This is a genomic window from uncultured Bacteroides sp. (genome assembly GCF_902491285.1).
Lineage (GTDB): Bacteria > Bacteroidota > Bacteroidia > Bacteroidales > Bacteroidaceae > Bacteroides.
In genome coordinates this window covers 1-24,712 of record NZ_CABUHK010000079.1, presented here as the reverse complement: position 1 = coordinate 24,712, position 24,712 = coordinate 1, and the positions used below count along the sequence as shown (strand labels likewise).

The following is a 24,712-nucleotide window of genomic DNA, read 5'->3' as shown; positions in this document are numbered from 1 at the left end:
CGTTTGAAAGCTTCAGCTACTTCAGGATAACCTTCACGGTCTGCCTGACGGCTCATAGCCAGATACATACCAACCTCAGTACATTCGCCCATGAAGTGGTTGTTCAGGTCTTTAATCATTTCTTCGTCGCAACCTTTTGCAACACCGATAACGTGCTCGTCAGCAAAAGTCAATGCGCCACCTTCTACTTCAACAACTTCTACGAACTTGCTGGCAGGAGCTTTACACAAAGGACATTTCTCAGGAGCTGCGTCACCTTCATAAACGTAACCGCAAACAGTACATCTAAATTTTTTCATTTTCTTCTCAATTTTAAATTAATTAGTCAATACGTATTTCTTTATCTTTTCTTAAGCAATTCTTACATATACCTTTATAATAATAATGCACTTCCGATACCTGATGTCCGTCCATCTCCAGACTCTCTACCCTTTTCACCGCTTCCGGACATTGCAAGTCATAAATGTGTCCGCAACGTTTACAAAGAAAATGGGAATGAATGGAAGTATCCGCATCAAAATTAGTATTCTTCTCATCAATCGTAAGCATCTGGGCTGCTCCCTGCTCAGAAAACAGTTTCAAAGTATTGTAAACTGTAGTCTTTGAAAGCGTAGGCATCGAAGGAGATAATGCAGTATAAATATCGTCAGCCGACGGATGGATAGGATGCTCCATCAAATATTGCATAATAGCAATACGCTGCATCGAAGGTTTTATATTATGTTCTAATAATCTTTCGTACGGTTTCATCATTTGCCCCTTTTTTCCAAACTTGTATTCATTACAATTATAAATCCAATGCAAAGATAAAGAGTTCTTCGGAATAAACCAATAGTTTATGAGAAAAAGTTTCATAAAAAGCATTACTTTTGTCACATTATAATAAGGAAAAAGCATGAGAAGCAAACGTATTTCAATTATATTCTTTATCATAGGCGCGTTTTGTATCCTATCGGTTCAATCTAAGGCACAAAATAAAATAGTATTTGATAAATTAATTAACGATTTAGGTACTTTTTCAGAAGATAGTAATCCTAAAGTTTGTACATTCAAGTTCACCAATCATCAGACTGACGCTATAGCCATAGCGCATGTGCAAAGTACATGTGGTTGTGCTGTTCCCCAATATACTAAAAAGGCTATTCTACCAGGAGAAAGTGGAGAGATTAGCATTATCTACAATCCACAGGGACGACCTGGGGTTTTCAATCGTACAATTTTAGTAAGCTTCTCCAGTCAAGAAAATAAAGTACACTTGTCCGTGAAAGGTACTGTGACACCAGGAGCTATTCGAAAAGACAAATCTTATCCTTATGTAATGGGAGATTTACAGTTGCGAACCACTGGCATGAAGTTAAAACAAATGCGTGGTGATATTCAACAGCAAAGCATTATGGTAGTCAATAGCGGGAACGGCTCTCTTCATGTATCAATAGAATCCAGCATCCCTTGTCTATCCGCTACATTAGTCCCCAATATTTTACAACCAAATCAAAAAGGAGAAATTCAAATCATACGTTCTGCTGATAAAGATAAAAACCGGACATTCTGTATCCGATTAAAAGAAAATACCCGCCAACAGAATGTAGCGGGTAAAGTTTCTATCATTATCACTTCGGAAAAATGTAGTCAATAATAACTTATGATGCGGTTTACTCTGACTGAAGAGTCAAAATGAGACCAATCCACCTGACTATTTTGCTGTTGCATGGCTTCCGTCCAATTACCAATAGCATCCTTTTGAGTATAAGCGCTTGTTTCCTTAGCTTCTATCTCTTCACCCAAATCTTCCTTATAAGAAACCTCCGTCCACCAGTTGTTTTCATTATATTTATAAGTCCAGTCCAATTGTCCCCCTGCATCAGTCAGTCGGAAAGCAAGCAACAAGGATGATGATATAAAACGTGTCACTGTACGCTCTACTTCATTTTCTCCTTCTTTCACTATTTTATCCGTTGATGCCAAACTGCCGTCATCATTATAAACATAAGATATCACTTCTGTATTAGTGATTACTCCACCTCTTTCCTGTATAACAGTTTTCTGAACCGGATACAGACTTTCGGCAGTATACTCAAAAGTAGTAGTTGACGTACCACTCCAAGATTCTGAAATATATGAAGCAGTATTACCATCAAAAGAATAAGAAATACTCCCATCTTCACTAGAGATGCTTTCCAAACCTTTTACTAAAAAGAATTCATAAGCTCCCAAAGGAAATATCAGAGGCACATAAGATTCATGCTTTCCATAAGCCAATGTATATATTACAGGTTCTCCGCTAAAATCATTCACAATAGCTTTCACCATTTTTCCAGATTCATCATATTCATAAGAATAGCAAGCTACCGTTTGCCATACGTCACGGATATACGTTACCGGTTCGATTCCAGTAGGATTATAATATGTCAGATGGCCATTAGCGTCAAATTTCCATTCAATAGAAGAGATTGCTTCCTCATCTTTATTCCACACTTCTAAAGATACCAAATAAGATGATTCTTTCACAGTATTCACATTTCCTTTCCATCCCATCATTGCCAGATGCGATTGCCTTTCCCAAAATGAAGTAACCGGAAGCTCCGGAGGAATAATTTCCGGAGTCTCCGGTTCAGTGTCACCACAAGAAGTGATGACACTTAGGAGAGGAAGAATAAATAATAACTTATTCAATAATCTCATGCAAATTATTTATCTTGGTTCTCTTTAAGCCCTGCGATAATTTCCTCCAAAGTCTTTGGAAACGTATACACTCTTATCTGATCATCCACTTTGCATACAGGACACTCTTTACGAGTCACTCCATTCGAACCACGATTATAGACAATTACATTTCTAACAGGCAGTTCCAAATCTTCCTTATTTGATACATGGAAATTCTTGATACAACACCAGGTTTCCGGTACTTCCCAAACCAAGTTCGGGCAGTTATCCACATTTACACAGTTCAAATAAAAAGGCTTTGCTGCATTCTGCAAATATTTTTCACCATACTCAACAATCTTTCCACCAACAGTTTTTTTACTTCTATAATTGACCGTTTGATCGACCAGTGTAAATCCTCCGGCATTATCCGAGAAAGTTCTCAACTCTGTATTATTAGAGAGATCCAATATAGCAAATTTAGTACATTTAGCAAAAGTTTCATCTTTCACTTCAACAATATGGTTGTCACTTAGTGAAAGCACACAAAGTTCAGGCAACTCTGATAAATCCGGAATCACTGTCAATCCACAGTTATTCAAGCCTAACTCCATCAATGAAGAGGATTTCATCTTCGGAAAAGATTTTATTTCATTTCCATCTAAAATCAATATATCCAATGCACTTGATAACGCATTCAATTCATTCGCCGAAACAGAAGTAATCTTATTATTAGCTAACGTAAGTGTACGTAATCTTCCTTGTGCTATTTTGGGAATGGATGTAAAGCCGCAATTGTCTAAAAGCAACCCTCCCATGCGAACACCTTCACCGCGACTTTCCGGTAAGGAATTCAGGCCGGGATTATTACGGAAATCAAAAGTAGACACCATCTTCATACTGAAAATAGTAGAAGGCAGCGTGGATAGTTTAGTATCATTCATTCGAAGTGAAACCACCTTTTGCAATTTCTCCGCAAGTGCAGCAGGAAATTCAGATATTTTATTTCCACTAATTTCCAAGTCACGAAGCTCCGGAAGTTCACCCAAGCGAGCAGGAAGCTCATCCAATTGGCTATTCACAATAGTAAGCGAACGTAGATTCTTCATCTTCTCAAAGTTCTTCGGAAAAGCTTTGAATCCGGTATTCATTATCTTAATGGCATAAAGTGTAGACTTATCCAAATTGCCGGGTAATTCCTCAAACTCCGGAATATCCACAATCTGAATACCTTCCAAAGTAGAGAATGAACTGATTAGTTCAGGTATTTTCTTCATACCCGGAAATGACTTATTATCAAATATAATACCTGCCAAATAAGATATATTTCCATAATCATCCACTTCAAACTCAAGATTCTCCCAAGTTAATAGATCTTCATTCTCTATACGCCACGCTTTGGGCCATTTAGTTGAATCAGTACCTAACGCTTGTTCGCACAAGCCAAACAATTGATTACGCAATTGATTATTAACATATACAAAACGAATAGAAATCGGGAAATAGAAAGTCGCCATTTCTCCATGCTTAACTATGACAATATTTTCATCATCTACATAAGCTTCCTGAATCTGTGTTCCTTTGTTGTTATAAGCTACATATTTCACAACTTGATATGTACCTTCCTCCAATGCAAGAGTTTCAGAAGTCAATTCGTCTTCGTTACCAGTCAAATCAACTGTTTTCAAATCAATTTTGTTACCATCTTTTTCCAGCGTCACTTTCAGTCGTGCCATGTCTTCTAATGTAGATATGGTAAAAACCTTATTGCGCACAAACTTAAAAGTCACTTCTCCTTGTCCTTCGGCTAAGGTTGCAACTTCATCATCATCTGAGCAGCCTGTAAACAGAGCTGCGCAGATCATGAAACAGAATAGAAGTGTCCACTTCATATACTTTGTCATTTTCATTTCCAATTCAAATACCAGTTTTTATTAAGCATTCTATAATATCTCCAATTACCGTGCAAAGGCACTGTATTGAGATCCTCTTGAGTCAATGGAGGCAGTTTAGCCGCAACAGCAGCAGCTTCTTCATCCTCCGGACAAGTACGGTTATATTCAGCCGGAAATTCAGAGAATTTAGTGGGGGCATTAGTAAACCCGGCTATAGTTCCTTTATTATCATAACCTTCCTGATTGAACAACAACAAGAATGGGTTCCAACAAGCTAAATACTTGTGATACAATATCCAATCAGGGACTTTGCCTGTCAAACGATTCAAGTTTAATGTCAGATATTTCATATTAGGAAGAATGCCATCTTTAACACCATTCAAATCTGGAATATTACCATAAAAATAGTTATATGACATATGAAGTTCTTCCAACGCTTTCATATCACGGAACAGCCAGTCACATTTTGCCAAGTCTCCTCCCAAACCAATCGTTTCCAATGTTTCATTTTTTGGAACATCCGTACTCAGGTTCATGACAGAACCACTAATTCTATTACCACCTATATCCAAATATTTAAGTTTATCTTTCAATCCTAAAAGTACATCCTTAATTGATTCTAAACTCAAGATTGTATTACCATTCAAATCTAATTCTTCCAGACTCTGCATATTAGCCATTTCTGCCGGAAGACTATTAAGACCATATCCCATAAAAGAAATGCTCTTTAGTTTATTGAGCGTTGTTATTTCAGGCCCCAGAGCTATCTTCTTTCTATATGCATTTGAGTTGGCAATAGCAGCAAATGTTTCAAGTTCTGTCAAATATTTAATCTGATATGGAACAGACTCGTCCGTATCAAACATTGACAAACGCAAACCAATCACACGAAGTTCTGTAGTATCCTTTTTCTCATATTTCGTTATCGGGTTATAATAATCATAAGTACGTTCTTCAACAACAATATTATCCCAGTGAGTAATCGGACGGCTGGTTGACGAACCTAGGCCTGCATTGATTACTCGTGTTACAGCTAGAACAGCCAATGAGTCACCTTCACGTGAAGGTATAATTAGCGGAGCTTTCTCCTGAGTAATCTTCACGATTTTGTTCAACATTGCCGATTCTCCAGAAGCACGTGTGAGAGTTGGCTTTTGGTTGAATTGTACTTCAGCGATACGGTCAGCATCAAAGTCCGTATAGGTTTTAAATTTAAAACGGAATTTCTGCTTACGAGGAATTGTTGTTGACGGGGTATAAGTAGAAGTCCCCTCAAGAGTCAACCATGCCTTTGCTTCCTCCGGAATTACGACTTCAAAAGGAACATTGGCAATAGCCTCAACATCTACATACGCTTTTTCAGGAGCAGCATAAGACGGTACTATCACTTCTGCCTCTGTAAATTCAATAGTAGGTTCGTATCCATATTGTTTCACTAATACTTCTGCCAAATCTCCTTTATCAGAATAGAAGATAACCCGACCAGTACGTTCCTTATATAAATAAGAAGAATCTGTCTTTATCACACACACGCCACTTCCTACTCCAGTAGCCGGGCTGACCATACACCAATCATTTTCAGCCTCAGCAGTCCATGTCTGACCAGTAGCAACTTTCAACTCAATAGTTCCACCGTTATTTGAAAACTGCATTTCTGTCTGATCAACAGAGAAGCCGCTTGCTACATTATCGTCATCATCTTTACAAGAAGCCACCGATAATAATGTCAGGGCAACTATTGCCCAGCACATTGCTTTCATATCTTTAAATAAATAATTCATAAATTCTGTTCCTCCATTATTTATTCATATCCAAATCAAGAATCGGACATCCTATAATATACTGATTTGAATCATATGCCAATCTATATATGCCGGAAGATATTTTCGAACAAACTTCAGACGGAATAGTCACATCAATATTATTATTATCAGTTATATTAAACTCTGCCAATAAAGTAGGGAAGTTCGATTCCGGAATTTTACGAATATCATTGTTGGATACGTCTAAAAGTCTCAAAGTTGCATATCCCGGATAAGAAGACAAAGCAGATGGCCAGTCTTGTAAAGGGCGGCTCTCCTTACCTGTCTTTTTATCAATATCCCATTGATCAGTCAGATATAGTTTATTCAACATAGGTAATTCCATTGCTTTCATTGGGAAGACCTTGAATTTATTGAAAGACAAATTCAACCCGGATACAAAGACCAAATTTCTGGAGTTAAATTCAGTTGGCAGATATCTAAGATAATTTCCTGATAAATCTAACGCTTCCAACACTTCCAATTCTTCGAAAGAACAAGGAGGCAGTGTATCTAATTCACAGTTATTAATTAATAAATAGCTGATTCCTGAACCTTTCAATGCTCCCAGAAAATACCCTTTTCCTTTCTCATCTTTATTGGCCTTACCAAAATCATTTTTAGTAAGTGTCAATGTTTCAACATTGATGCCATTGAATCCATCGGCAAAACGTTCTATATGATTATCTGAAAAGTCTACACTTGTAGCTTGGTATTTGCTATCTTTTCCGTCTTTAAACAAATTAGGAAATACTTTCAGCATATTATTCGATACTGCAAATTTCTCAATATCATCTGTCTCACAGAAATCATCAGCAATCTCTGTAATCTTATTATGATCAAAAAATGCCTGTACCGGTGCTAACTTACGACCTGTTCCCGGCAACTTTCTCAATTTGTTAGATGAAAGATCTAGTAAACCAATTTTAGTTGCTTCAGTCAATGCCATAGGGAATTCTTCCAATCCACAAGAAGATACATACAAGATCTGCAATTCATCCTTACAGTTAGTTATGAATGCATTTAATCCTCTCAAGAGTTCAGCAGGTTCCATGGTTGCATTACAACTAAAGTTTAATGAAACTACTTTCGTCATTTTTTCCAATGCAGTAGGGAATTTCTTAAACTTACAATTATAAAACTCCACATCGGTTAAGTCAGGTAACTCTGCCAATTCTACAGGAAGATCATCATCATTCAATCCAATCAAACCGTTTGCCACAAACAAATAGTTTAGCTTCGTCAGGTTGCGGATTGAAGCCGGAATCTTTGTTATACGATTGGAGATAGAGCCTTGAGCAAAATCATAGGTAGCGGAAGTAGCATATTTCAAAGCAGTAACTTTCTTCGAAGTATATAACTTACCATTGTCAATCGGCGAAGGATGCAGGATCCTTAATCTTTCTTTTGCAATTTCCATACGATGTGCGCGATAATCAATGCCCTTACGGTACAACTCAATAGGATTCAAACTATAACTTACCTTATCCCCCTCAAAGTTTTCAACAGACGCCAAGTCATTATGAGTTCCTAATGCTAAAGAGACCAATTCTGTTAAATCACCCAAAGCATCAGGTATAGCTCCTTTTGGATTGAAAGAACCAAGCTCCAATGTTTTCACACGACCATAGGTATCTAATTCCACACCCGGCTGGTTTCCCCATTCATCAATTGGACGCTCGGCAAAACGCCAGTTGGCTCCTGTCGGAAAAGATTCACCGGCATAGCTCCAGTTAGCTCCATCCATATTTACCCAAATAGTGTAGAGGGCAATATAGTCTTTGATGGCATACATATTCTCAGGGAATTTGACATCAACGCTTCCTTCTGTATAATCTCCAGTAGTAACTGTCACATAGGTATTTTTCAAATCACCTGCCAACAAAATACTTCTACGATCTTTATCGTACATCATGTAACGAGTTATTTCATACTCTCCGGATTCCCAACTTACAGTGTCAGTATGCAGATACTTTTCATTGCTTGTTTCATAAACTTTAAAAGCATGCGGAGTTGCATATTCACTTGTACCTTTCTTACGATAGTAAAGATCCACTTCTTCTACATTTGCATAAGTAAAATTTTTAGGATCAGTTTCTAATGCAGCACGAGTCTTACCACTATTAGCTTTATCCATTTCTTCATCATAGTTGGACAAATCTTTCAAAAGATCGAAGTAAACACGTCCACGTACAGTTGCTTTTACTTTCACATCAAGCTCTGTAAGATGTCCACTCGTAATCTGAAAGGTTAATGATTCATCCGGATAAATAGTAGCCAACTTCTCAGGTTTCTCCATACCCGGTTTCACTGCACTCAAAAGAGTGTAACTCATGATACGGTATTCACCTGAACGCAGTTCCAAATTCTCAGATTCCAGTCCGAGATCTGCGGCATCAGCCACAGAACTCAGATTCAAGGATTGTGTTACATACATATCATTGTACAACATAGATACCTCTACCTTTTTAGCATCAGACATATAATCTAATGTAGTAGCTCTAGTTACGGCCTTTGAAGAAGTCAGACATAACTTGAGGTATCCTGATGTTCCATTGCCAGAAACGACATCGTCATCTGAACAACTTGACACCAATGCTATACAAAGCATTGCTGCAAACAACCAGTTTATTTTTCTTAATAGATTCATTTTCTTTGTTAAATAAATAAAATTATGAAATGATTATTTAGCAGCTTGTTTAATCGTGAAGTAAGTAATTACCGCATCCTCCAACGTACCTGCACAAATTGCAAACTTCTCAGAACGTTCTTTTCCAGTTGTATTAGAAGCAACTGTTATAGTTATCTGTCCAATTCCATCTACCAATGGTCCCATTTTAGTTCCTTTTAAATTAATCATGTCTCCAGCACCATATTCACCTTTGTCCATTACTCCATCTACTATTTCAACTCCATGATACCATGTAGCACCCCAATCTTCAGAACTTAAATCAATACCTGAATATTCAAAAGTGAAAGTTTCTTCAGCAGGAGATGCTGTCAATGTCTGTCCTGTCAAATCTTCACAGACAAAATCTTCAACACCACCTTTTTTCTTCTGACCTAAATTGATATATTTTGCATCCAGTTCAGGTTTCAACTCTCCTTCTTCATCAAATAAAGATTCAAACGTTGGGTATTTAGTAGCAGAAACTGCAAATAAAGCAAAATAGCGATCTTCATCTTCAATAGAACTTCCATTCCATTCATTACCACGTGACTTTACAAAGAGTATCTTAGTTATTGTTTCCACAACAGCACGAGTATTGTCAACCTCCGAATCTTCTATAAATGCCCAGCCCTGATATCCTGTCATATTCGCAGATTCTTCATCCCCAAAACTATTCATATATGTAGAATAAACAGGAGAACCTCCAAAGTTCTGTCTTACAATATAAAAAGCCAGATTATCCTTATTGGCTGCTTTTACTTGGAAATTGATAGGTATATCACCGTAATAACCCGGATATTCCTCAGCACCATGTGCATCAAACATATATAATTGATTATCCGGCATCTTAAATGCTGTATTATCAATCTCTACATAATCATTCCCTACTCCCGGATATTTTACGCTCAAGCTATAATCCATTGCTTTTCCTTCAGCATCTACAAAAGTCAAAGTACCATTTTCTTCTTCCACCTGTAGATCAGCTTTATTATAAGTAAGTTTCACAGATGTATTTACCTCAAAGAAATTTACAGAGCTATTTGTAACCGGATAAGTAACTTCTGTAAATGAAGGTGTATTTCCTAACGCCCATTTTATATTTGAAGTTATGTGTATGGTAGCCCCATATCCATCGCCAAATTCATCATCCAAAACCACAGGAATCATATCACATGTCATAGTTGGAGTAATACCTGCAAATTTCACAGCATAATCTTTTGTAGCCGGAGTACGAGTTTCTGCCTGATATGCAAAACTTACGATAGCAGTCTGCTCATTATAACCACCTGCCGCATGCAGTTTTTCCGGGTCTGCATGAAAAACATATTTAATTGAACCATCATCATTCCGTCCTTTTTTCTCATACGTCAACCAATCCGGTGATATGCTAATTGAATAATCATAGTTACTCTTTACATTTACTTCTGCTGTAATCTCTTGTTTTTCATTGTTAATAACCAAATCAGTACCATTCTGATTTTCTGTTGAGAAAGTAAGAACAGAACCTTTCTCACCTTGAGTTACAACAATATCGACAGACTTTCCACTTGCCTTATCCTTGATAGTAATAGTACCAATACGAGTCTTAAAATCATCATTATTCTCTACTGTTACTATTATCTTCTGTTCACCGGCAGAACCTGTCCTTTTACTCAAATCAATCCAGTTATGACTTACGATAGCAGTCCAATCATTCTCTGCTACAAAAGAAACTGTTACAGCGTCATTGTCAGACCCTGTACATGTTATGGCCAAATCTGCTGGAGAAACGACCTCGATAGTTGTATTAGAGCCCTTACTTTCATCGTCGTCATCACCACAAGCAGCAAAAGCACACATCAGGACACATACAAATAAATATTTGAAATAAGTCAATGTTGTCTTCATATTCTTATCTTTTTAGATTAAAACTTATTGAATTTGAAAGTAGAACAGTCGCTACTTTCTGCTATACTACGAGTTGCAGCACCATTCTCGTTATTTTCAGCTTCGTCTTTATCAAGTGACTTAAATATATATTGATAAACTCCAAAACTTCCTATTTGAGGAACGTACGCTTCTAATATAAGTACAAAGAAGTTATCAAAGGTATTGAAGTACGAAGGATACTGAGCAACAGAACGCACCCAGACCGTTCCATATGTACTTTCACGAAAGCCTGCTTGCTCGGGCACTGTAACTACTAAATCCAAAGGGTCAGAATCATCAAAAATTACACGAATCTCACCAGAACCGGAACGTCCGAACATATCAGTAAGCATCAATGTCTTTTCATCTTTCTTATATCCTTTTACTGAAAATGATCCCGTATTACTGTCAAAAGGGAAAGATGCCAACATCATAAAGTCAGCTTCATCTGTCTCATTTTTAATTTGCAGGAAATCATTCATTTTAAAAGGGTGACACTTGATAAAGTCTACCAATGTTTCGTTTCCGTACAAATCCCATGTCTGAGCTTCAGGCTCAACCAAACGCAATCTCACTACCAAGCTATCATCACGGTTAACATTATCATAATGTCCTGCCAATTTAACTAAAGCAGTACGTTCACCTGCTTTGATTGTGACATTATTAGAGTTGTCTACAAAATCAAAATGATAGCCACGAACAGCTGTTGATTTATCATTGACGATTTCTACAGCATAATTCCGGTCGTAGTCCGCCAAAGTGGTTGCAGCAACCGGTACTTCAAACATCTTGTCCATTTCTAATATTGGCATCGTATATGTAGTATCAGAAAACATCACATACTCAGGACCAGAATAGGTAATGTCTTCAGATTGACATCCAACCATAAAGGCAGTTGCAAACGGAATCATCAACAGAAGATTCAAAAATTTCTTCATATTCATCTAATCTGTTATTTATTATTGTTTAATAATTACTTGCATTACCTACTACCAAACCATTGGTAGCCTCAATTTCATGCTTTGGAATAGGCCAAGTAGTAAAACGGTATTTTACATCTGTATATTTCACATTCAACTGATTGTTGATAGAACCGTCGATACTATACAATTGCTTTTCACGTTTTACCGGATCATGCCAACGTTTCAAATCAGACAGACGGAAACCTTCCATATACAATTCACGGGCACGTTCATTCTTTATTTCTTTCAACAAATCATCACCTGAGGCAGAAACAGAGCCAAAACCACTAATACGCTTACGCTTAACCGACGAAAGATCCTTTTGCGCATTTTCTTCATCACCTAACCAATAGTATGCCTCGGAACGATTCAAATAAACTTCAGACAAGCGGAACGGTTTAGGCATATTAATGAACTTAGGAGTAGCTCCGCCATCCAGATCCGGATTACCAGGATATTTAGTAATGATATATACTTTATCTCCATAAGCATCCTCAAGCTGATTGCAAAATACGGAAGCACGTTTGTCATTATCATCATACAAACTCAGAATAGCTTCCGAGAAATGATATTGGGGGCTATAAGTCACGGTATTGTAGCCTAACAAATAGCGTCCTAATGAGCCACCATAGCTTACCGAGGTCATAGCTACCTTCCAAATAATTTCGTTACTTTGATCATACTTCCACATCATCTGATAATCCGTATATTGAGTCGAACCAGCCTGAGGAACATTATTTACAGCATCGGAAAGTGTATAAACACCTGTCTTTATAACTTTTCCGGCAGCTTCTACCGATTTTTTCAGGTATTCATTATCCTTTTTAATACTTAGATCACCCATTCCCATATACAGATAGACACGCGCTTGCAAAGCATATACCGCTCCTAAACTGAAGTAAGGATTATCCGCTACGGTACGTTCAGCAGGGATATTATCTTCGGCCTGTTTCAAGTCACTAAGCACCTGATTGTAGGATTCAAGCAAAGTAGAACGTTTCACCATAGGTACATCGTCCCTATAAGTCATAGCCAGACAAATTCCCATATTTTCAGTATTTGCATTAGCGGTAGTCATCGGTTCGCAGAAAATACGGATCAGTTCGGAAAAGGCTAACGCACGGGCAAAATAGACGTCCCCTACGCGCTTCTTGAAATATTCTTTATCTGCAGCAGTCTTCAAAGTAGATTCTACTTGGTCTTTGTAGTCAAAAAAGAAGTTACAACGAGAAACAATCGTGTAAAGTCCGTTATACACATTTGCGATTTCGGAAGTAGTCGACTTGATATTCCATTGATAAAACTGCGTATAAATACCCGAATTGGTTTTTAAAGCCGCATAAGCCATGTCAGCCTGGATATCCTGAAACAACACCATACTGCCACTATAAAGCGCATCATTCTTGAAAGCACTGTAAATACCCACTACCCAAGCATCACAGTCTTTGACAGTACGAAGCGCTTCTTTTTCCGAAATAGAACCGTCCGGAACAAGATTCATATCGCATGAAAAAACCGTAAATGCCAATATCGGCAACAACAATAATATTTTTAATTTTCTCATATTCTTGGATATAATATAAAATAAATAATCATTAGAATCCAACTTCCAGACCAACAGTAAATTGACGGGACATCGGATATGCCGCCTGATATATATTCATTGTTGATTCGGGATCCATACCTTGGAATTTAGTCCAGGTAAACAAGTTCTGTCCCTGCGCATATACCTTGACACGTTGAAAGACTTTTGCCGATCTTAACAAGCTTTTCGGTAAATCATAAGAAACAGTCAAGTTCTTTAAACGCAAAAAAGAAGCGTCTTCCAACAAGCGATCGTCAAACTGAATAGGAATATCATATCGAGGAATAGAAACAATGTCACCCGGTTTCTTCCAACGGTCATACAACATCTTACGCGAATGGTTATAACTTGCATAAGCCGAACTATTACTTTCGCTGAAGAAGCGGTCATTGTTCATCATATAACGTCCTGACACCCAGCTAAATCGTGCAGAAACGCTAATCCCCTTCCATGAGAGCGTAGTACCGAATCCGCCTTGCCATGGGGCATCCGCACTTTTACCGGTCAACACTTTGTCCTCTTCCTTAATTTCATCCGTAAGTTTTCCGTTCTTATCATACCAAAGGGCATCTCCATTTGCCGGATTGACTCCTGCAAACCTATTCAAATAAAATTCCTGGCTATCATGACCTACCTTCAAAAACAAGTTAGTCTCTCCCATGTCATACTCGTCGCGGCCATCATACAACTCGGTAATTTTATTTTTATTGTAGGAAACATTTCCGAATATATTCCAACGGAAATTCTTAATACGGAGTACATCCGCATCCAATGACAATTCAACACCACGATTGACCATAGCACCTATATTACTCCAACGCATACTATATCCCCCTACTGCCGAAATAGGAACTTCCATCAACATATCAGTAGTTTTCTTATTGTAAAACTCGGCAGCAAAATTGAATCGGTCAAAGAATCCAAGTTTCAACGACACATTGGTTGTCATTGTCTTTTCCCAAGTCAACTCTTCATTTCCTTTGGAATTAGGAGCCATACCTGACATAACATCTCTGCCGAGCCCATAAATAGGACCTCCACCTGCCAATGCCCAATGATAATATGCCGGAATTGAGGAATTACCAGAAGTACCGACACTTGCAGCTAACTGTGCATTTGTCAACCAATCTATATGCTCCAGAAATTTCTCCGCTTTTGCATTCCACATCAAACCGACTGACCAGAAAGATCCCCAACGGGAATCTGAACCAAAGCGGGAAGAAGCATCGCTCCGGACTGACAAATCGGCATAATATTTATTCTGATAGTTGTAATCAGCACGGGCAAAGAAAGACAAATAACGAGCCTCGAGCATATCATCCGTAGGCTTATCGCCACGGTTACCGGTAGCCAACGTTGTCATCTTATCATTACTCTGTCCGCGACCGATAACAGAGAAACCATTATTCTGATTATCTACCCACTCCTGGCCAAGCATTACATTAAAATGATGGTCATCCTTTACATCAAATACATAAGTGGCCGTGTTAGACCAAGTCATATTAATATACCGACTGGCTCCTCTACCGACATATCCTTCACCCGCATTGGTTGCATAAGAAGGCAGAGAAAATATATTAGTACGCCTATTCAGATAATCGATACCTCCCAAAGTTTTGATCGTCAATCCGGAAATAGGACGCAATTCGGCAAAAGCGGAAGCTACGACTTTCCAGTTATTTTTATCAGAAGGATTATATTCCATGTATTCCAATGGATTTACATTTGTACCGAGCCAAGTACCTTCTTGTAATTTAGCAATACTTCCATCAGGAGCATAAGGATTCCAATAGGGAAGCATAAAATGAATAGCAGAAATCGGAGTTACAGTATTGTAATCACCCGAGGTAGCCTCTTTGATTTCTTCATAAGCAAAGGAAGCATTCGTACCGATCTTAAACCATTTATTGACTTTTGCTTCCAAATTGGCACGCAAAGTATAACGTTTGTAATCAGAACCTACCGCAATACCATCCTGAGAATGGACATTACCTGAGACATAATAGTTGAATCCATTCTGCGTAGCTCCGCTTGTCTGCAAATCAACACTAACCAAAGGAGCAGCATCATTATATATCACATCACGCCAATCTATATTGGTACGTTCAAGCAAATCACGATCATACGTTCCAGGAATGAGCTTACCTATTTCCTCCTCAAAATTCAGACGCTCTGTCGTATTCATCATATCCCACTTTCCATACGCTAGTTTGGAAACACCATATTGTGCACGTACGGTGATCTGACCATTATCACCGGAACGTCCTCTTTTCGTTGTGATTACCACTACCCCATTGGCGGCACGCGCTCCATAAATAGAAGTGGATGAAGCATCTTTCAAAACCGAAATACTCTCTATGTCATTCGGATTGATAGATGAGAAAACCTCATCGGTAATGGCGATACCGTCTAATATAAATAGCGGTGTAGTGCCGGCATTAATTGAGTTGGTTCCGCGAATCTGGAAATTAGCCGTAGCACTAGGCTCACCACTACTGGAAATAACCTGCAATCCCGGAGTCGTACCTTGCAAGGCTTGGTCAAAACTCGGAGTCGGGACATTTTCCATTTGTTCAGCTTTTACCACCGACATTGAACCTGTCACTGTTCCTTTCTTACGTACACCATATGCAACGACTACCACTTCGTCCATCTGCTGCGCGTCACTTTCCATCGTCAAGTCAATGCGAGTAGCAACAGTCACCTGTTTACTCACCATCTTCATGCCGATGTAAGAAAACTGCAAAGTGGCGGGAGATTTCGTCACTGTGATACTGTAATTACCATCCATATCGGTAATTACTCCATTTGTAGTACCCTTCTCCAAAACCGACACACCAATCATCGGCTGATTATCTTCCGCCGAAATGATGCATCCTTTTACCTGATATCCACCCTGTGCAAAAAGCAACAGGGGAATATTTGTCAGAGTAAAGAGTACAAACAAGAGAATTGATTTTCTCATCTTTGTTACTTAAATTAAAATTAATGAAATTGATTTATTTTATAGGTTTATCCACAATAAAACATATGCATATTATCTTCACGTATGAAATAATAATACGCTCCTTCCCCACAGCTCAATTTCCAAAGCATAACTTTGCATCGACCTTTGGGCAAGATATATCTTCTAAAAAAATAGAATAAGAGAAAACTAACTTGGCTGATTTTTAATATTGCGCCAAATATCTAAATAGACTTTTCGTGTTACTGCTACGTGAATCGAATGTATGTTCATCTGCTCTCTTAAATTATAAATTAAAAACAATATTACTTGTTCTGTTTAAGTGTCTTATATTTCTGAATATGTTTTATTCGGCTACAAATATAAATATTATAGTTAAATAAAAGAAACAAAATGTCGCATATTTTACACCAAACTTCCAATGATATCTTTTTGTCAGCTATTCAAGTATATACGGAATAGATAAATAACAGAATATAAGCCATATCACAACAGAAGACACGTTTAACTTTCATTTTGACATTTCATTTAATTGTCTAAACAACAGTATCACAATTCACACAAAACACCTTATTGAGAGGATTCACTATATAAAAGATAAATATTCAAAACTATTTTCCTATTTTTGCACCCACTATATATAAATAAGGTATAAGATGAACTACGGATTCGTAAAAGTAGCAGCAGCCGTGCCACACGTGAAAGTGGCTGACTGTAAATTCAATGCAGAAAGAATAGAAAGTCTGATTGCAGTAGCCGAAGGCAAGGGAGTGCAAATCATAGTTTTTCCGGAAATGAGTATTACCGGATATACTTGTGGTGACTTATTCGGTCAGCAGCTTTTATTGGAAGAAGCTGAAATGGGATTGATGCAGATTCTGAATAATACGCGTCAATTGGACATTATCTCTATTGTCGGTATGCCGGTGGTTGTCAATTCGACGGTTATTAACGGGGCTGTAGTTATTCAGAAAGGAAAAGTATTAGGTGTCACAGCCAAAACTTATCTTCCTAATTATAAAGAGTTTTATGAGCAGCGTTGGTTCACCTCTGCCCTACAACTCACAACAGATAATGTGCGTTTGTGCGGACAAATCGTCCCCATAGGAGCAAATCTACTATTTGAAACTTCGGATACCACTTTTGGAATTGAAGTTTGTGAAGACCTTTGGTCTACGATTCCTCCCAGCTCTTCACTTGCACTGCAAGGAGCGGAAATCCTATTTAATATGTCGGCAGACAATGAAGGTATCGGAAAACATAATTACTTACGTTCTCTTATCAGCCAGCAATCTGCACGCTGCATTGCAGGATATGTATTTTCATCTTGCGGTTTCGGAGAGTCTACTACTGATGTAGTCTTCGCAGGAAATGGACTGATTTACGAAAATGGCAGTCTTCTTGCATGCAGTGAACGTTTCAGCATGGAAGAACAACTTATCATCAGTGAGATTGATGTAGAACGCATACGCGCTGAACGTAGAATCAATACGACTTTCGCAGCCAATCAAGCAAATTTGGAAGATAGAAAGGCGGTCTCTATTGCTACGGAATTTGTGAATAGCAAAGAACTGACACTGACCCGAAGTTTCAATCCGCATCCTTTTGTCCCACAAGGGAAAGAACTAAACGAACACTGTGAAGACGTTTTCTCTATTCAAGTAGCAGGACTGGCACAACGCCTTGTTCATACCGGAGCTAAAACCGCCGTAGTCGGTATATCCGGGGGATTGGACTCAACACTGGCATTACTTGTTTGCGTGAAGACTTTCGATAAACTGGGATTATCCAGAAAGGGAATTCTCGGAATTACAATGCCCGGCTTCGGAACTACCGACCGAACTTATCATAATGCTATCAACCTAATGAAATCATTGGGAATATCTATCCGTGAAATCAGCATCAAAGACGCCTGCATCCAGCATTTCAAAGATATAGACCACGATATAAATGTACATGACGTTACTTATGAAAATTCACAGGCACGCGAACGTACACAAATATTAATGGATGTAGCTAACCAAACCTGGGGGATGGTAGTGGGCACAGGTGACTTATCGGAACTTGCTTTGGGATGGGCAACTTACAATGGTGACCATATGTCAATGTATGGCGTCAATGCAAGCGTCCCCAAAACACTTGTGAAATATCTAGTACAATGGGTGGCAGAAAATGGTGTGGACGAGGATTCAAAAGCTACCTTACTTGATATAGTGGATACCCCCATCAGCCCGGAGCTGATTCCAGCAGATGAAAACGGGGACATCAAACAAAAGACGGAAGATTTGGTAGGCCCTTACGAACTACATGACTTCTTCCTTTATTATTTCCTGCGTTTCGGTTTCCGTCCGTCAAAGATTTATTATCTGGCAAATATCGCATTTAGAGGAAGTTATGACGAAGAGACCATTAAGAAATGGTTGCTTATCTTCTTCCGCCGTTTCTTCAATCAACAGTTCAAACGTTCATGTCTGCCCGATGGGCCGAAAGTCGGTAGCATTTCTATCAGTCCGAGAGGAGATTGGAGAATGCCGAGTGATGCCAGTTCAGCGATGTGGCTTAAAGAAATAGAGAACTTATAGTTCTTTTGGATAGAAAGTTTATTCTGGCAGGCATTTTTGTCTGCCACATTTTTGTATTTATTTTAAGTATTATACAGGGAAAAACAAAAATGTTGCAGCGCTATATATCAACGATTTAGGTATAAAAACGAGGCCATTTTAAGAGAAGTTTACAAAAAACGTACGGTTGATTTTTACTTTTTGGAAAGAAAAACTGCGTTTTCCTTGTAATCCGATATATTCCAGCATATTAGCATCTATTATAAATAACTATCCGGACAGACTTGTGCAACTGTTCAGTTACACAAGTCTGTCCGGATAGTTACTCAAGTCCATTTGCACCGTTACACAAGTGCAACAGAATAATACCAGCAGTTGAATTAGTTAAAAGATAAGGAGAATGCACTAATTCATACAATAGAAGTTTCTAAATCTTCCTTATGATTTGACTAAATCATACAGTCAATTGAATCACTGCATCACTTCTTTTTTTATTCGTTCTACATCAACTTCTCTGATTCTTCGAATAATATTAGCAATCAATCAGAGTACGCCCTTACTGGACGGAAGTTCAAAATGATAGATATCTCTTTTGAGCGCCATCTTCAAGGCACGTGCAAGAGCTTTAAAAATTCCCTCTATCTTGTGGTGCTCATTCTGCCCTTCCGCTTTGATATTCAGATTCATTTTTGCAGCGTCACTTAACGACTTGAAGAAATGAAGGAACATTTCCGTAGGCATCTCTCCTATCTTTTCGCGCTTGAATTCAGCATCCCATACCAACCAGGGGCGACCGCCAAAATCCAGACAAACCTGGCAGAGACAATCATCCATAGGCAATGCATAGCCATACCGTTCGATTCCTCTCTTGCTACCCAAAGCCTGATAAATACAATCTCCCAAAGCAATAGCAGTATCTTCGATGGTATGATGTTCGTCTACCTCCAAGTCCCCTTTTACACGAATTGTCAAATCCATGCCGGAGTGCTTTCCGATCTGTTCGAGCATATGGTCGAAGAAACCAAGACCGGTGGAAATATCACAAGTACCGCTTCCATCAAGATTCAAAGATACATATATATCCGTTTCTTTTGTTGTACGACGGACTTCCGCTTTCCGTTCACCTGCAAAAAGAAACTCGGCTATCTGATCCCAATCTGTTGTTGCAAGCGCACAAACATCTTCCAAACCTTTTTCTTTCAAACTTTCAGTTGAATCCTGCAAATAGATGGCACGGCATCCCAAGTTCTTGGCAAGCTCTACGTCAGTAGGACGGTCACCCACCACAAAACTTCCCGCAAGATCATAGTCGGGGTTGTTGATGTATTTTGTCAGCATACCGGTACGCGGTTTGCGAGTAGGCGCATTATCCTCGGGAAAACTACGGTCTATCAGAATATCGTCAAAAACAATCCCCTCTCCTGCCAATGTCTTCAACATCAAATTGTGGGCAGGCCAAAATGTTTCTTCCGGAAAAGAAGAAGTACCCAGTCCATCCTGATTGGTAACCATCACAAATTCGAAATCGAGTTTGCCACGGATAAAGCCCAAATTACGGAATACTTTCGGATAGAATTCTAACTTTTCCAATGAATCGAGCTGATAATCAACAGGTGGTTCAATGAGCAATGTACCATCTCTATCTATAAATAATACTTTCTTCTTCATATCCTTTATCCTTCATATTTTCTAAGAGCCGCCAACAATGTATTATTCTCTATCCGGGTACCTACTGTCACACGCAAGCAGTTGCAACAAAGTGATACCGAATGGCGATTACGGACAATAATGCCTTCACCTACCAGATAATTGTAGATTTTCACGGCATCTGTCACCTTAACCAGGAAAAAATTCGCATCGGACGGAAATAGCTTGATTGTGCACGACAGTTTCCTAAATTCTTCTTCCAGATAGTCACGTTCTTCCTTCAGCGTTTTTACCCAACGTTCTATCTCATAATGTTTGTGCAACATAGAGACAGCCTGTTGTTGAGTCAATTGATTGACATTATAAGGATACTTGATTTTACTCAGGATAGCGATTATTTCAGTTGACGCAAATGCCATTCCCAAACGAATAGCGGCACATCCCCATGCTTTGGAGAATGTCTGGAATACGACAAGGTTCGGATATTTATCCAATTCTTCCAGGAAAGAAGGAGCAGAAGAGAAGTCGTTATATGCCTCATCCAACAGTACCAACCCCTCAAACTTACAAAGGAGCTTTTCTATTTCAGAACGAAGCAAGTCGTTTCCTGTCGGATTATTCGGTGAACAAAGGAAAATCAGTTTGGTATGGTCGTCAGTAGCTGCCAATAGCTTATCTGCCGAAAACTGGAAGTTATCATCCAACAGCACTTTCCGGTATTCTACATCGTTCACATCGGCACAAACCTGATACATTCCGTAAGTAGGGTCGATAGCTACGACATTGTCTTTACCCGGTTCACAGAATGCACGAAAAACCAGGTCAATAGCCTCATCACTACCATTTCCCAAGAAGATGTGTTCGGGAGATACTTTCTTGATTTTCGACAGCAGTGCTTTCAGTTCACACTGCATAGGATCCGGATAGCGGTTATGAGGCGTATTGTACGGATTCTCGTTTGCGTCCAAAAAGACAGATGCCGTAAAACCTTTATATTCATCACGAGCCGAAGAGTATGGCTTCAACTTCCATATATTCGGTCGGGTTAGTTCTTGTAATGTTTTCATCAGCAATACTTTTTAAATTTCAGTTATTACTTATTAATTGCTTTAAGGCGGATAGTGACGGCATTCTTATGTGCATCCAGATGTTCATTAGCCGCCATTTCTTCGATAGCCGGACCGATAGCCTTTATTCCTTCCGGGAGGATTTCCTGAAATGTAATTTTACGGATGAAACTATCCAGGCTTACACCGCTATATGCTTTTGCATATCCATTGGTCGGCAAGGTGTGATTCGTGCCGGAAGCATAGTCGCCCGCACTTTCGGGAGTCAAAGAACCTAGGAAGACGGAACCGGCATTGGTGACACGCTCAGCTACTTCCATATAGTTTTCCGTTTCTATAATCAAGTGTTCGGGAGCATAGGCATTTGTAAGCTCCAATGCTTCATCCATATCCTTAACCAGAATCAGTTTACTGTTCTCCAACGATTTGACAGCAATCTCCCGACGAGGCAATTCAGCCAGTTGGCGTTCTACTTCTGCCATGACTTCTGTTTGCAGTTTCTCGGAAGTCGTAATCAGCATGGCCTGACTATCCACTCCGTGTTCTGCCTGCGACAATAAATCCGCAGCCACAAAAGCAGGATTTGCCGATGCATCAGCCAACACCTCTACTTCTGATGGGCCGGCAGGCATATCAATGGCTACATCACGCAAGCTGACCAATTGTTTGGCGGCTGTCACATATTGATTTCCGGGACCGAAAATCTTATATACTTTAGGAACACTTTCCGTTCCATAGGCCATCGCTGCAATAGCCTGTACACCGCCTGCCTTGAAAATCTTGCTTACCCCTGCCAATCGAGCAGCGAAAAGGATAGCCGGGTGAATGTTTCCTTCCTTATCAGGGGGCGTACAAAGCACGATCTCTTTGCATCCTGCAATTTTTGCAGGAACAGCGAGCATCAGCACTGTTGAAAAAAGCGGGGCTGTTCCGCCCGGAATATAAAGTCCTACTTTCTCGATACCTACCGCTTTCTGCCAACAGGTTACACCGTTCATTGTCTCTACCTTCTTTCCGACAAAGCGTTGGGAAGAGTGGAATGTTTCGATATTCTGTTTAGCCAAAGAGATAGCGGTCTTCAATTTGTCACTCACCAATGATTCGGCTACCTGCATTTCTTCAGGAGTGACAGCAAGTGCAGACAGGGTCACTTTATCAAAAGCTGCTTCATATTCGAGTACAGCTTTATCACCTTCTGCCCTTACCTTATTTATAATAGAACGAACCGTATCAAACAGGCTTTCCGTATTCAGTGCCGGACGCTTCAATAGTTCCGTCCACTGCTCTTTTGAAGGGTATTTAATTAGTTTCATAGTTATACAATCATTTTTTCAATCGGAAGTACCAAGATACCCTCTGCTCCCAAAACTTTCAGCTTTCCGATGATTTCCCAAAAACGTTTTTCGTCAAGCACTGTATGAACGGAACACCAGCCTTCTTGTGCCAACGGCATAACGGTAGGACTCTTCATACCCGGCAATACAGCAATAATTTCTTCCAACTTATCTTTCGGAGCATTCATCAGCACGTATTTCTTATCTTCTGCAGTCTTCACTGCGTTCATACGGAACAACAGTTCATTCAGCACCTCTTTTTTCTCATCGCTCATATTCTTGTTACCAATCAGCAGGGCTTCTGATTTCATAACCACTTCCACTTCTTTCAAACGGTTGCTGACTAAAGTAGAACCGGAGCTTACAATATCAAAAATAGCATCGGCCAGTCCAATGCCCGGAGACACTTCCACAGAACCGGTGATAACGTGGATTTCTGCATTCACACCATTTTTCTTCAAGAAGTTACGGAGAATGACAGGATAAGAAGTTGCGATTTTCTTCTCATTGAACCATGACAATCCGGGATATTCAATGTCTTTCGGCATAGCTAATGACAGACGACATTTACTGAAACCCAGACGTTTAATAATATCGGCATCTTCTTCTTTTTCCATAAATTCATTTTCACCGACAACACCCAAATCAGCTACACCGGTAGCCACCGTTTGCGGAATATCATCGTCACGAAGGAATAATACTTCGATAGGAAAATTGGAAGACTGCACCAACAAAGTACGTTTAGTAGTGCTCAACTTGATATCCGACTCTTCTAAAAGTGCCATTGTCTCTTCGAAGAGACGTCCTTTGGCCTGTACTGCGATTCTTAACATGATCTTATTTAATTATTTATTATTAATTACTATCCAAATCAGGAAATAAAAAAAGGCTTACCGCATTCGGTAAGCCTTCGTTATCGTTATATAGAGTATACACAATATCATCTACGCCCACCGAGTTATTCGTTAGGAAAATGATGATGATGTATAGCTGTATATTTCATATTTCTTCTATTAACTGCGACAAAAATAAAGCATTTGTTTCATACTTCCAAACATTTATCACAAAAACTTGAGTTTTTATTTCAAATTAAAGGTAGAATCTCTTCCGACTCTACATCACAATGAGTAAAATGCATCTCATCCTTCGACTTTTCTTTCGAGAAAGTAAAATAGGTGCAAACTGCTTCCGTACAGACTTCTTCATCCTTATTATATAGCTTGGCTTGGATAATAACAATATTCCGTTTCACTTCTTTAATGGACGCACGCAGTACAATATGGGTATCTTTTGTACTGATAGGTTTCCGGTAACGAGTCTCCATTTTCGAAGTAACCCCTGTTGTCTGTAACTTACGAAGTACCGCCCAAGCACAAATTTCGTCCAACAAAACCGCCTGAATGCCACCGTGCAATGTATCAATCCAGCCCTGATATTCAGGACGGGGCTTCCAGATACTTACGATTTCATCACCGTCTTCATAAAACTCCATCTTTGCTCCAGATTCATTATGTGAAGCACAACCGAAACAGTTGTACCCTTCCATGCCTTTCCAGGGATTTATTATCTTCTTCATGATGCTCTCTTTTTAGTTTTTCTCCTCAAATATAAGCAAAATCACTAGTGTCCCGTTAAAATCGGGACGAGTTATTAATTAATCAAATAATCCCGG

General features: G+C 39.1%; 17 protein-coding genes. 2 read left to right on the top strand and 15 right to left on the bottom strand.

The window, feature by feature from the left end:
- Together RDN93_RS17530 and RDN93_RS17525 are read right to left on the bottom strand one after the other, a co-directional pair.
- The coding region (locus RDN93_RS17530) for a rubredoxin-like domain-containing protein (protein ID WP_374047425.1) at positions 1-299 on the bottom strand (299 nt) is incomplete at its 3' end.
- Positions 300-321: 22 nt separating this feature from the next.
- Positions 322-750: a transcriptional repressor gene (locus RDN93_RS17525; protein ID WP_308746713.1), complete on the bottom strand. Its 429-nt coding sequence runs from the start codon at positions 748-750 to the stop codon at positions 322-324.
- Between the two features lie 145 nt (positions 751-895).
- On the opposite strand from RDN93_RS17525, the gene RDN93_RS17520 reads away from it, so the two are divergent.
- Positions 896-1,636: a DUF1573 domain-containing protein gene (locus RDN93_RS17520; protein WP_308746712.1), complete on the top strand. Its 741-nt coding sequence runs from the start codon at positions 896-898 to the stop codon at positions 1,634-1,636.
- On the opposite strand, the gene RDN93_RS17515 is transcribed toward RDN93_RS17520, so the two are convergent.
- From RDN93_RS17515 to RDN93_RS17480, 8 genes are read right to left on the bottom strand one after another with little or no spacing between them, the layout of a single operon-like run.
- Positions 1,630-2,682, bottom strand: a complete 1,053-nt coding sequence (locus RDN93_RS17515) for a hypothetical protein (RefSeq protein ID WP_308746711.1) — start codon at positions 2,680-2,682, stop codon at positions 1,630-1,632. The genes RDN93_RS17520 and RDN93_RS17515 overlap by 7 nt on opposite strands.
- Before the next feature lie 5 nt (positions 2,683-2,687).
- Complete coding sequence (locus tag RDN93_RS17510; protein ID WP_308746710.1) at positions 2,688-4,535, bottom strand: DUF4458 domain-containing protein; 1,848 nt, start codon at positions 4,533-4,535, stop codon at positions 2,688-2,690.
- 14 nt (positions 4,536-4,549) lie between these two features.
- Complete coding sequence (locus RDN93_RS17505; RefSeq protein ID WP_308746709.1) at positions 4,550-6,298, bottom strand: BACON domain-containing protein; 1,749 nt, start codon at positions 6,296-6,298, stop codon at positions 4,550-4,552.
- A 37-nt stretch (positions 6,299-6,335) separates the two neighbouring features.
- Entirely contained in the window at positions 6,336-8,990 is a 2,655-nt protein-coding gene (locus tag RDN93_RS17500; protein ID WP_308746708.1) for a DUF4458 domain-containing protein, read from the bottom strand.
- A 33-nt stretch (positions 8,991-9,023) separates the two neighbouring features.
- Positions 9,024-10,898 carry a BACON domain-containing protein gene (locus RDN93_RS17495; protein ID WP_308746707.1) on the bottom strand — a complete coding sequence of 625 codons (1,875 nt, stop codon included), beginning with the start codon at positions 10,896-10,898 and terminating at the stop codon, positions 9,024-9,026.
- A gap of 17 nt (positions 10,899-10,915) precedes the next feature.
- Positions 10,916-11,863 (bottom strand): DUF4843 domain-containing protein, encoded by a 948-nt coding sequence (locus RDN93_RS17490; RefSeq protein ID WP_308746706.1) that lies wholly within the window; start codon positions 11,861-11,863, stop codon positions 10,916-10,918.
- Between the two features lie 22 nt (positions 11,864-11,885).
- Complete coding sequence (locus tag RDN93_RS17485; protein WP_308746705.1) at positions 11,886-13,445, bottom strand: RagB/SusD family nutrient uptake outer membrane protein; 1,560 nt, start codon at positions 13,443-13,445, stop codon at positions 11,886-11,888.
- Between the two features lie 31 nt (positions 13,446-13,476).
- On the bottom strand, positions 13,477-16,431 hold the full coding sequence (locus tag RDN93_RS17480; protein WP_308746704.1) for a TonB-dependent receptor: 2,955 nt from the start codon (positions 16,429-16,431) through the stop codon (positions 13,477-13,479).
- Positions 16,432-17,087: 656 nt separating this feature from the next.
- Here RDN93_RS17480 and RDN93_RS17475 point away from each other — a divergent pair.
- Positions 17,088-19,013: an NAD(+) synthase gene (locus RDN93_RS17475; protein ID WP_308746703.1), complete on the top strand. Its 1,926-nt coding sequence runs from the start codon at positions 17,088-17,090 to the stop codon at positions 19,011-19,013.
- A 522-nt stretch (positions 19,014-19,535) separates the two neighbouring features.
- Here RDN93_RS17475 and hisB read toward each other — a convergent pair.
- From hisB to RDN93_RS17450, 5 genes are all read right to left on the bottom strand, one after another.
- A complete protein-coding gene (hisB, locus tag RDN93_RS17470) occupies positions 19,536-20,660 on the bottom strand; it encodes a bifunctional histidinol-phosphatase/imidazoleglycerol-phosphate dehydratase HisB (protein WP_308746702.1) in 1,125 nt (374 codons plus the stop codon).
- A gap of 5 nt (positions 20,661-20,665) precedes the next feature.
- Positions 20,666-21,706, bottom strand: coding sequence for a histidinol-phosphate transaminase (hisC, locus tag RDN93_RS17465; protein WP_308746701.1), 1,041 nt, complete (start codon positions 21,704-21,706; stop codon positions 20,666-20,668).
- Positions 21,707-21,732: 26 nt separating this feature from the next.
- A complete protein-coding gene (gene hisD, locus RDN93_RS17460) occupies positions 21,733-23,019 on the bottom strand; it encodes a histidinol dehydrogenase (protein ID WP_308746700.1) in 1,287 nt (428 codons plus the stop codon).
- Between the two features lie 2 nt (positions 23,020-23,021).
- A complete protein-coding gene (gene hisG, locus RDN93_RS17455) occupies positions 23,022-23,873 on the bottom strand; it encodes an ATP phosphoribosyltransferase (protein WP_308746699.1) in 852 nt (283 codons plus the stop codon).
- A 251-nt stretch (positions 23,874-24,124) separates the two neighbouring features.
- Positions 24,125-24,616, bottom strand: coding sequence for a PaaI family thioesterase (locus RDN93_RS17450; RefSeq protein ID WP_308746698.1), 492 nt, complete (start codon positions 24,614-24,616; stop codon positions 24,125-24,127).
- Between the last annotated feature and the right edge of the window lie 96 nt (positions 24,617-24,712).

Bases quoted from the DNA above. Each gene is read 5' to 3' on its own strand.
- RDN93_RS17500 (WP_308746708.1), bottom strand. From the start codon at position 8,990: ATGAATCTATTAAGAAAAATAAACTGGTTGTTTGCAGCAATGCTTTGT.
- RDN93_RS17475 (WP_308746703.1), top strand. From the start codon at position 17,088: ATGAACTACGGATTCGTAAAAGTAGCAGCAGCCGTGCCACACGTGAAA.
- RDN93_RS17485 (WP_308746705.1), bottom strand. From the start codon at position 13,445: ATGAGAAAATTAAAAATATTATTGTTGTTGCCGATATTGGCATTTACG.
- hisB (WP_308746702.1), bottom strand. From the start codon at position 20,660: ATGAAGAAGAAAGTATTATTTATAGATAGAGATGGTACATTGCTCATT.
- RDN93_RS17490 (WP_308746706.1), bottom strand. From the start codon at position 11,863: ATGAATATGAAGAAATTTTTGAATCTTCTGTTGATGATTCCGTTTGCA.
- hisC (WP_308746701.1), bottom strand. From the start codon at position 21,706: ATGAAAACATTACAAGAACTAACCCGACCGAATATATGGAAGTTGAAG.
- RDN93_RS17515 (WP_308746711.1), bottom strand. From the start codon at position 2,682: ATGAGATTATTGAATAAGTTATTATTTATTCTTCCTCTCCTAAGTGTC.
- RDN93_RS17480 (WP_308746704.1), bottom strand. From the start codon at position 16,431: ATGAGAAAATCAATTCTCTTGTTTGTACTCTTTACTCTGACAAATATT.
- RDN93_RS17520 (WP_308746712.1), top strand. From the start codon at position 896: ATGAGAAGCAAACGTATTTCAATTATATTCTTTATCATAGGCGCGTTT.
- hisD (WP_308746700.1), bottom strand. From the start codon at position 23,019: ATGAAACTAATTAAATACCCTTCAAAAGAGCAGTGGACGGAACTATTG.
- RDN93_RS17505 (WP_308746709.1), bottom strand. From the start codon at position 6,298: ATGAAAGCAATGTGCTGGGCAATAGTTGCCCTGACATTATTATCGGTG.
- RDN93_RS17510 (WP_308746710.1), bottom strand. From the start codon at position 4,535: ATGAAGTGGACACTTCTATTCTGTTTCATGATCTGCGCAGCTCTGTTT.
- RDN93_RS17525 (WP_308746713.1), bottom strand. From the start codon at position 750: ATGAAACCGTACGAAAGATTATTAGAACATAATATAAAACCTTCGATG.
- hisG (WP_308746699.1), bottom strand. From the start codon at position 23,873: ATGTTAAGAATCGCAGTACAGGCCAAAGGACGTCTCTTCGAAGAGACA.
- RDN93_RS17450 (WP_308746698.1), bottom strand. From the start codon at position 24,616: ATGAAGAAGATAATAAATCCCTGGAAAGGCATGGAAGGGTACAACTGT.
- RDN93_RS17495 (WP_308746707.1), bottom strand. From the start codon at position 10,898: ATGAAGACAACATTGACTTATTTCAAATATTTATTTGTATGTGTCCTG.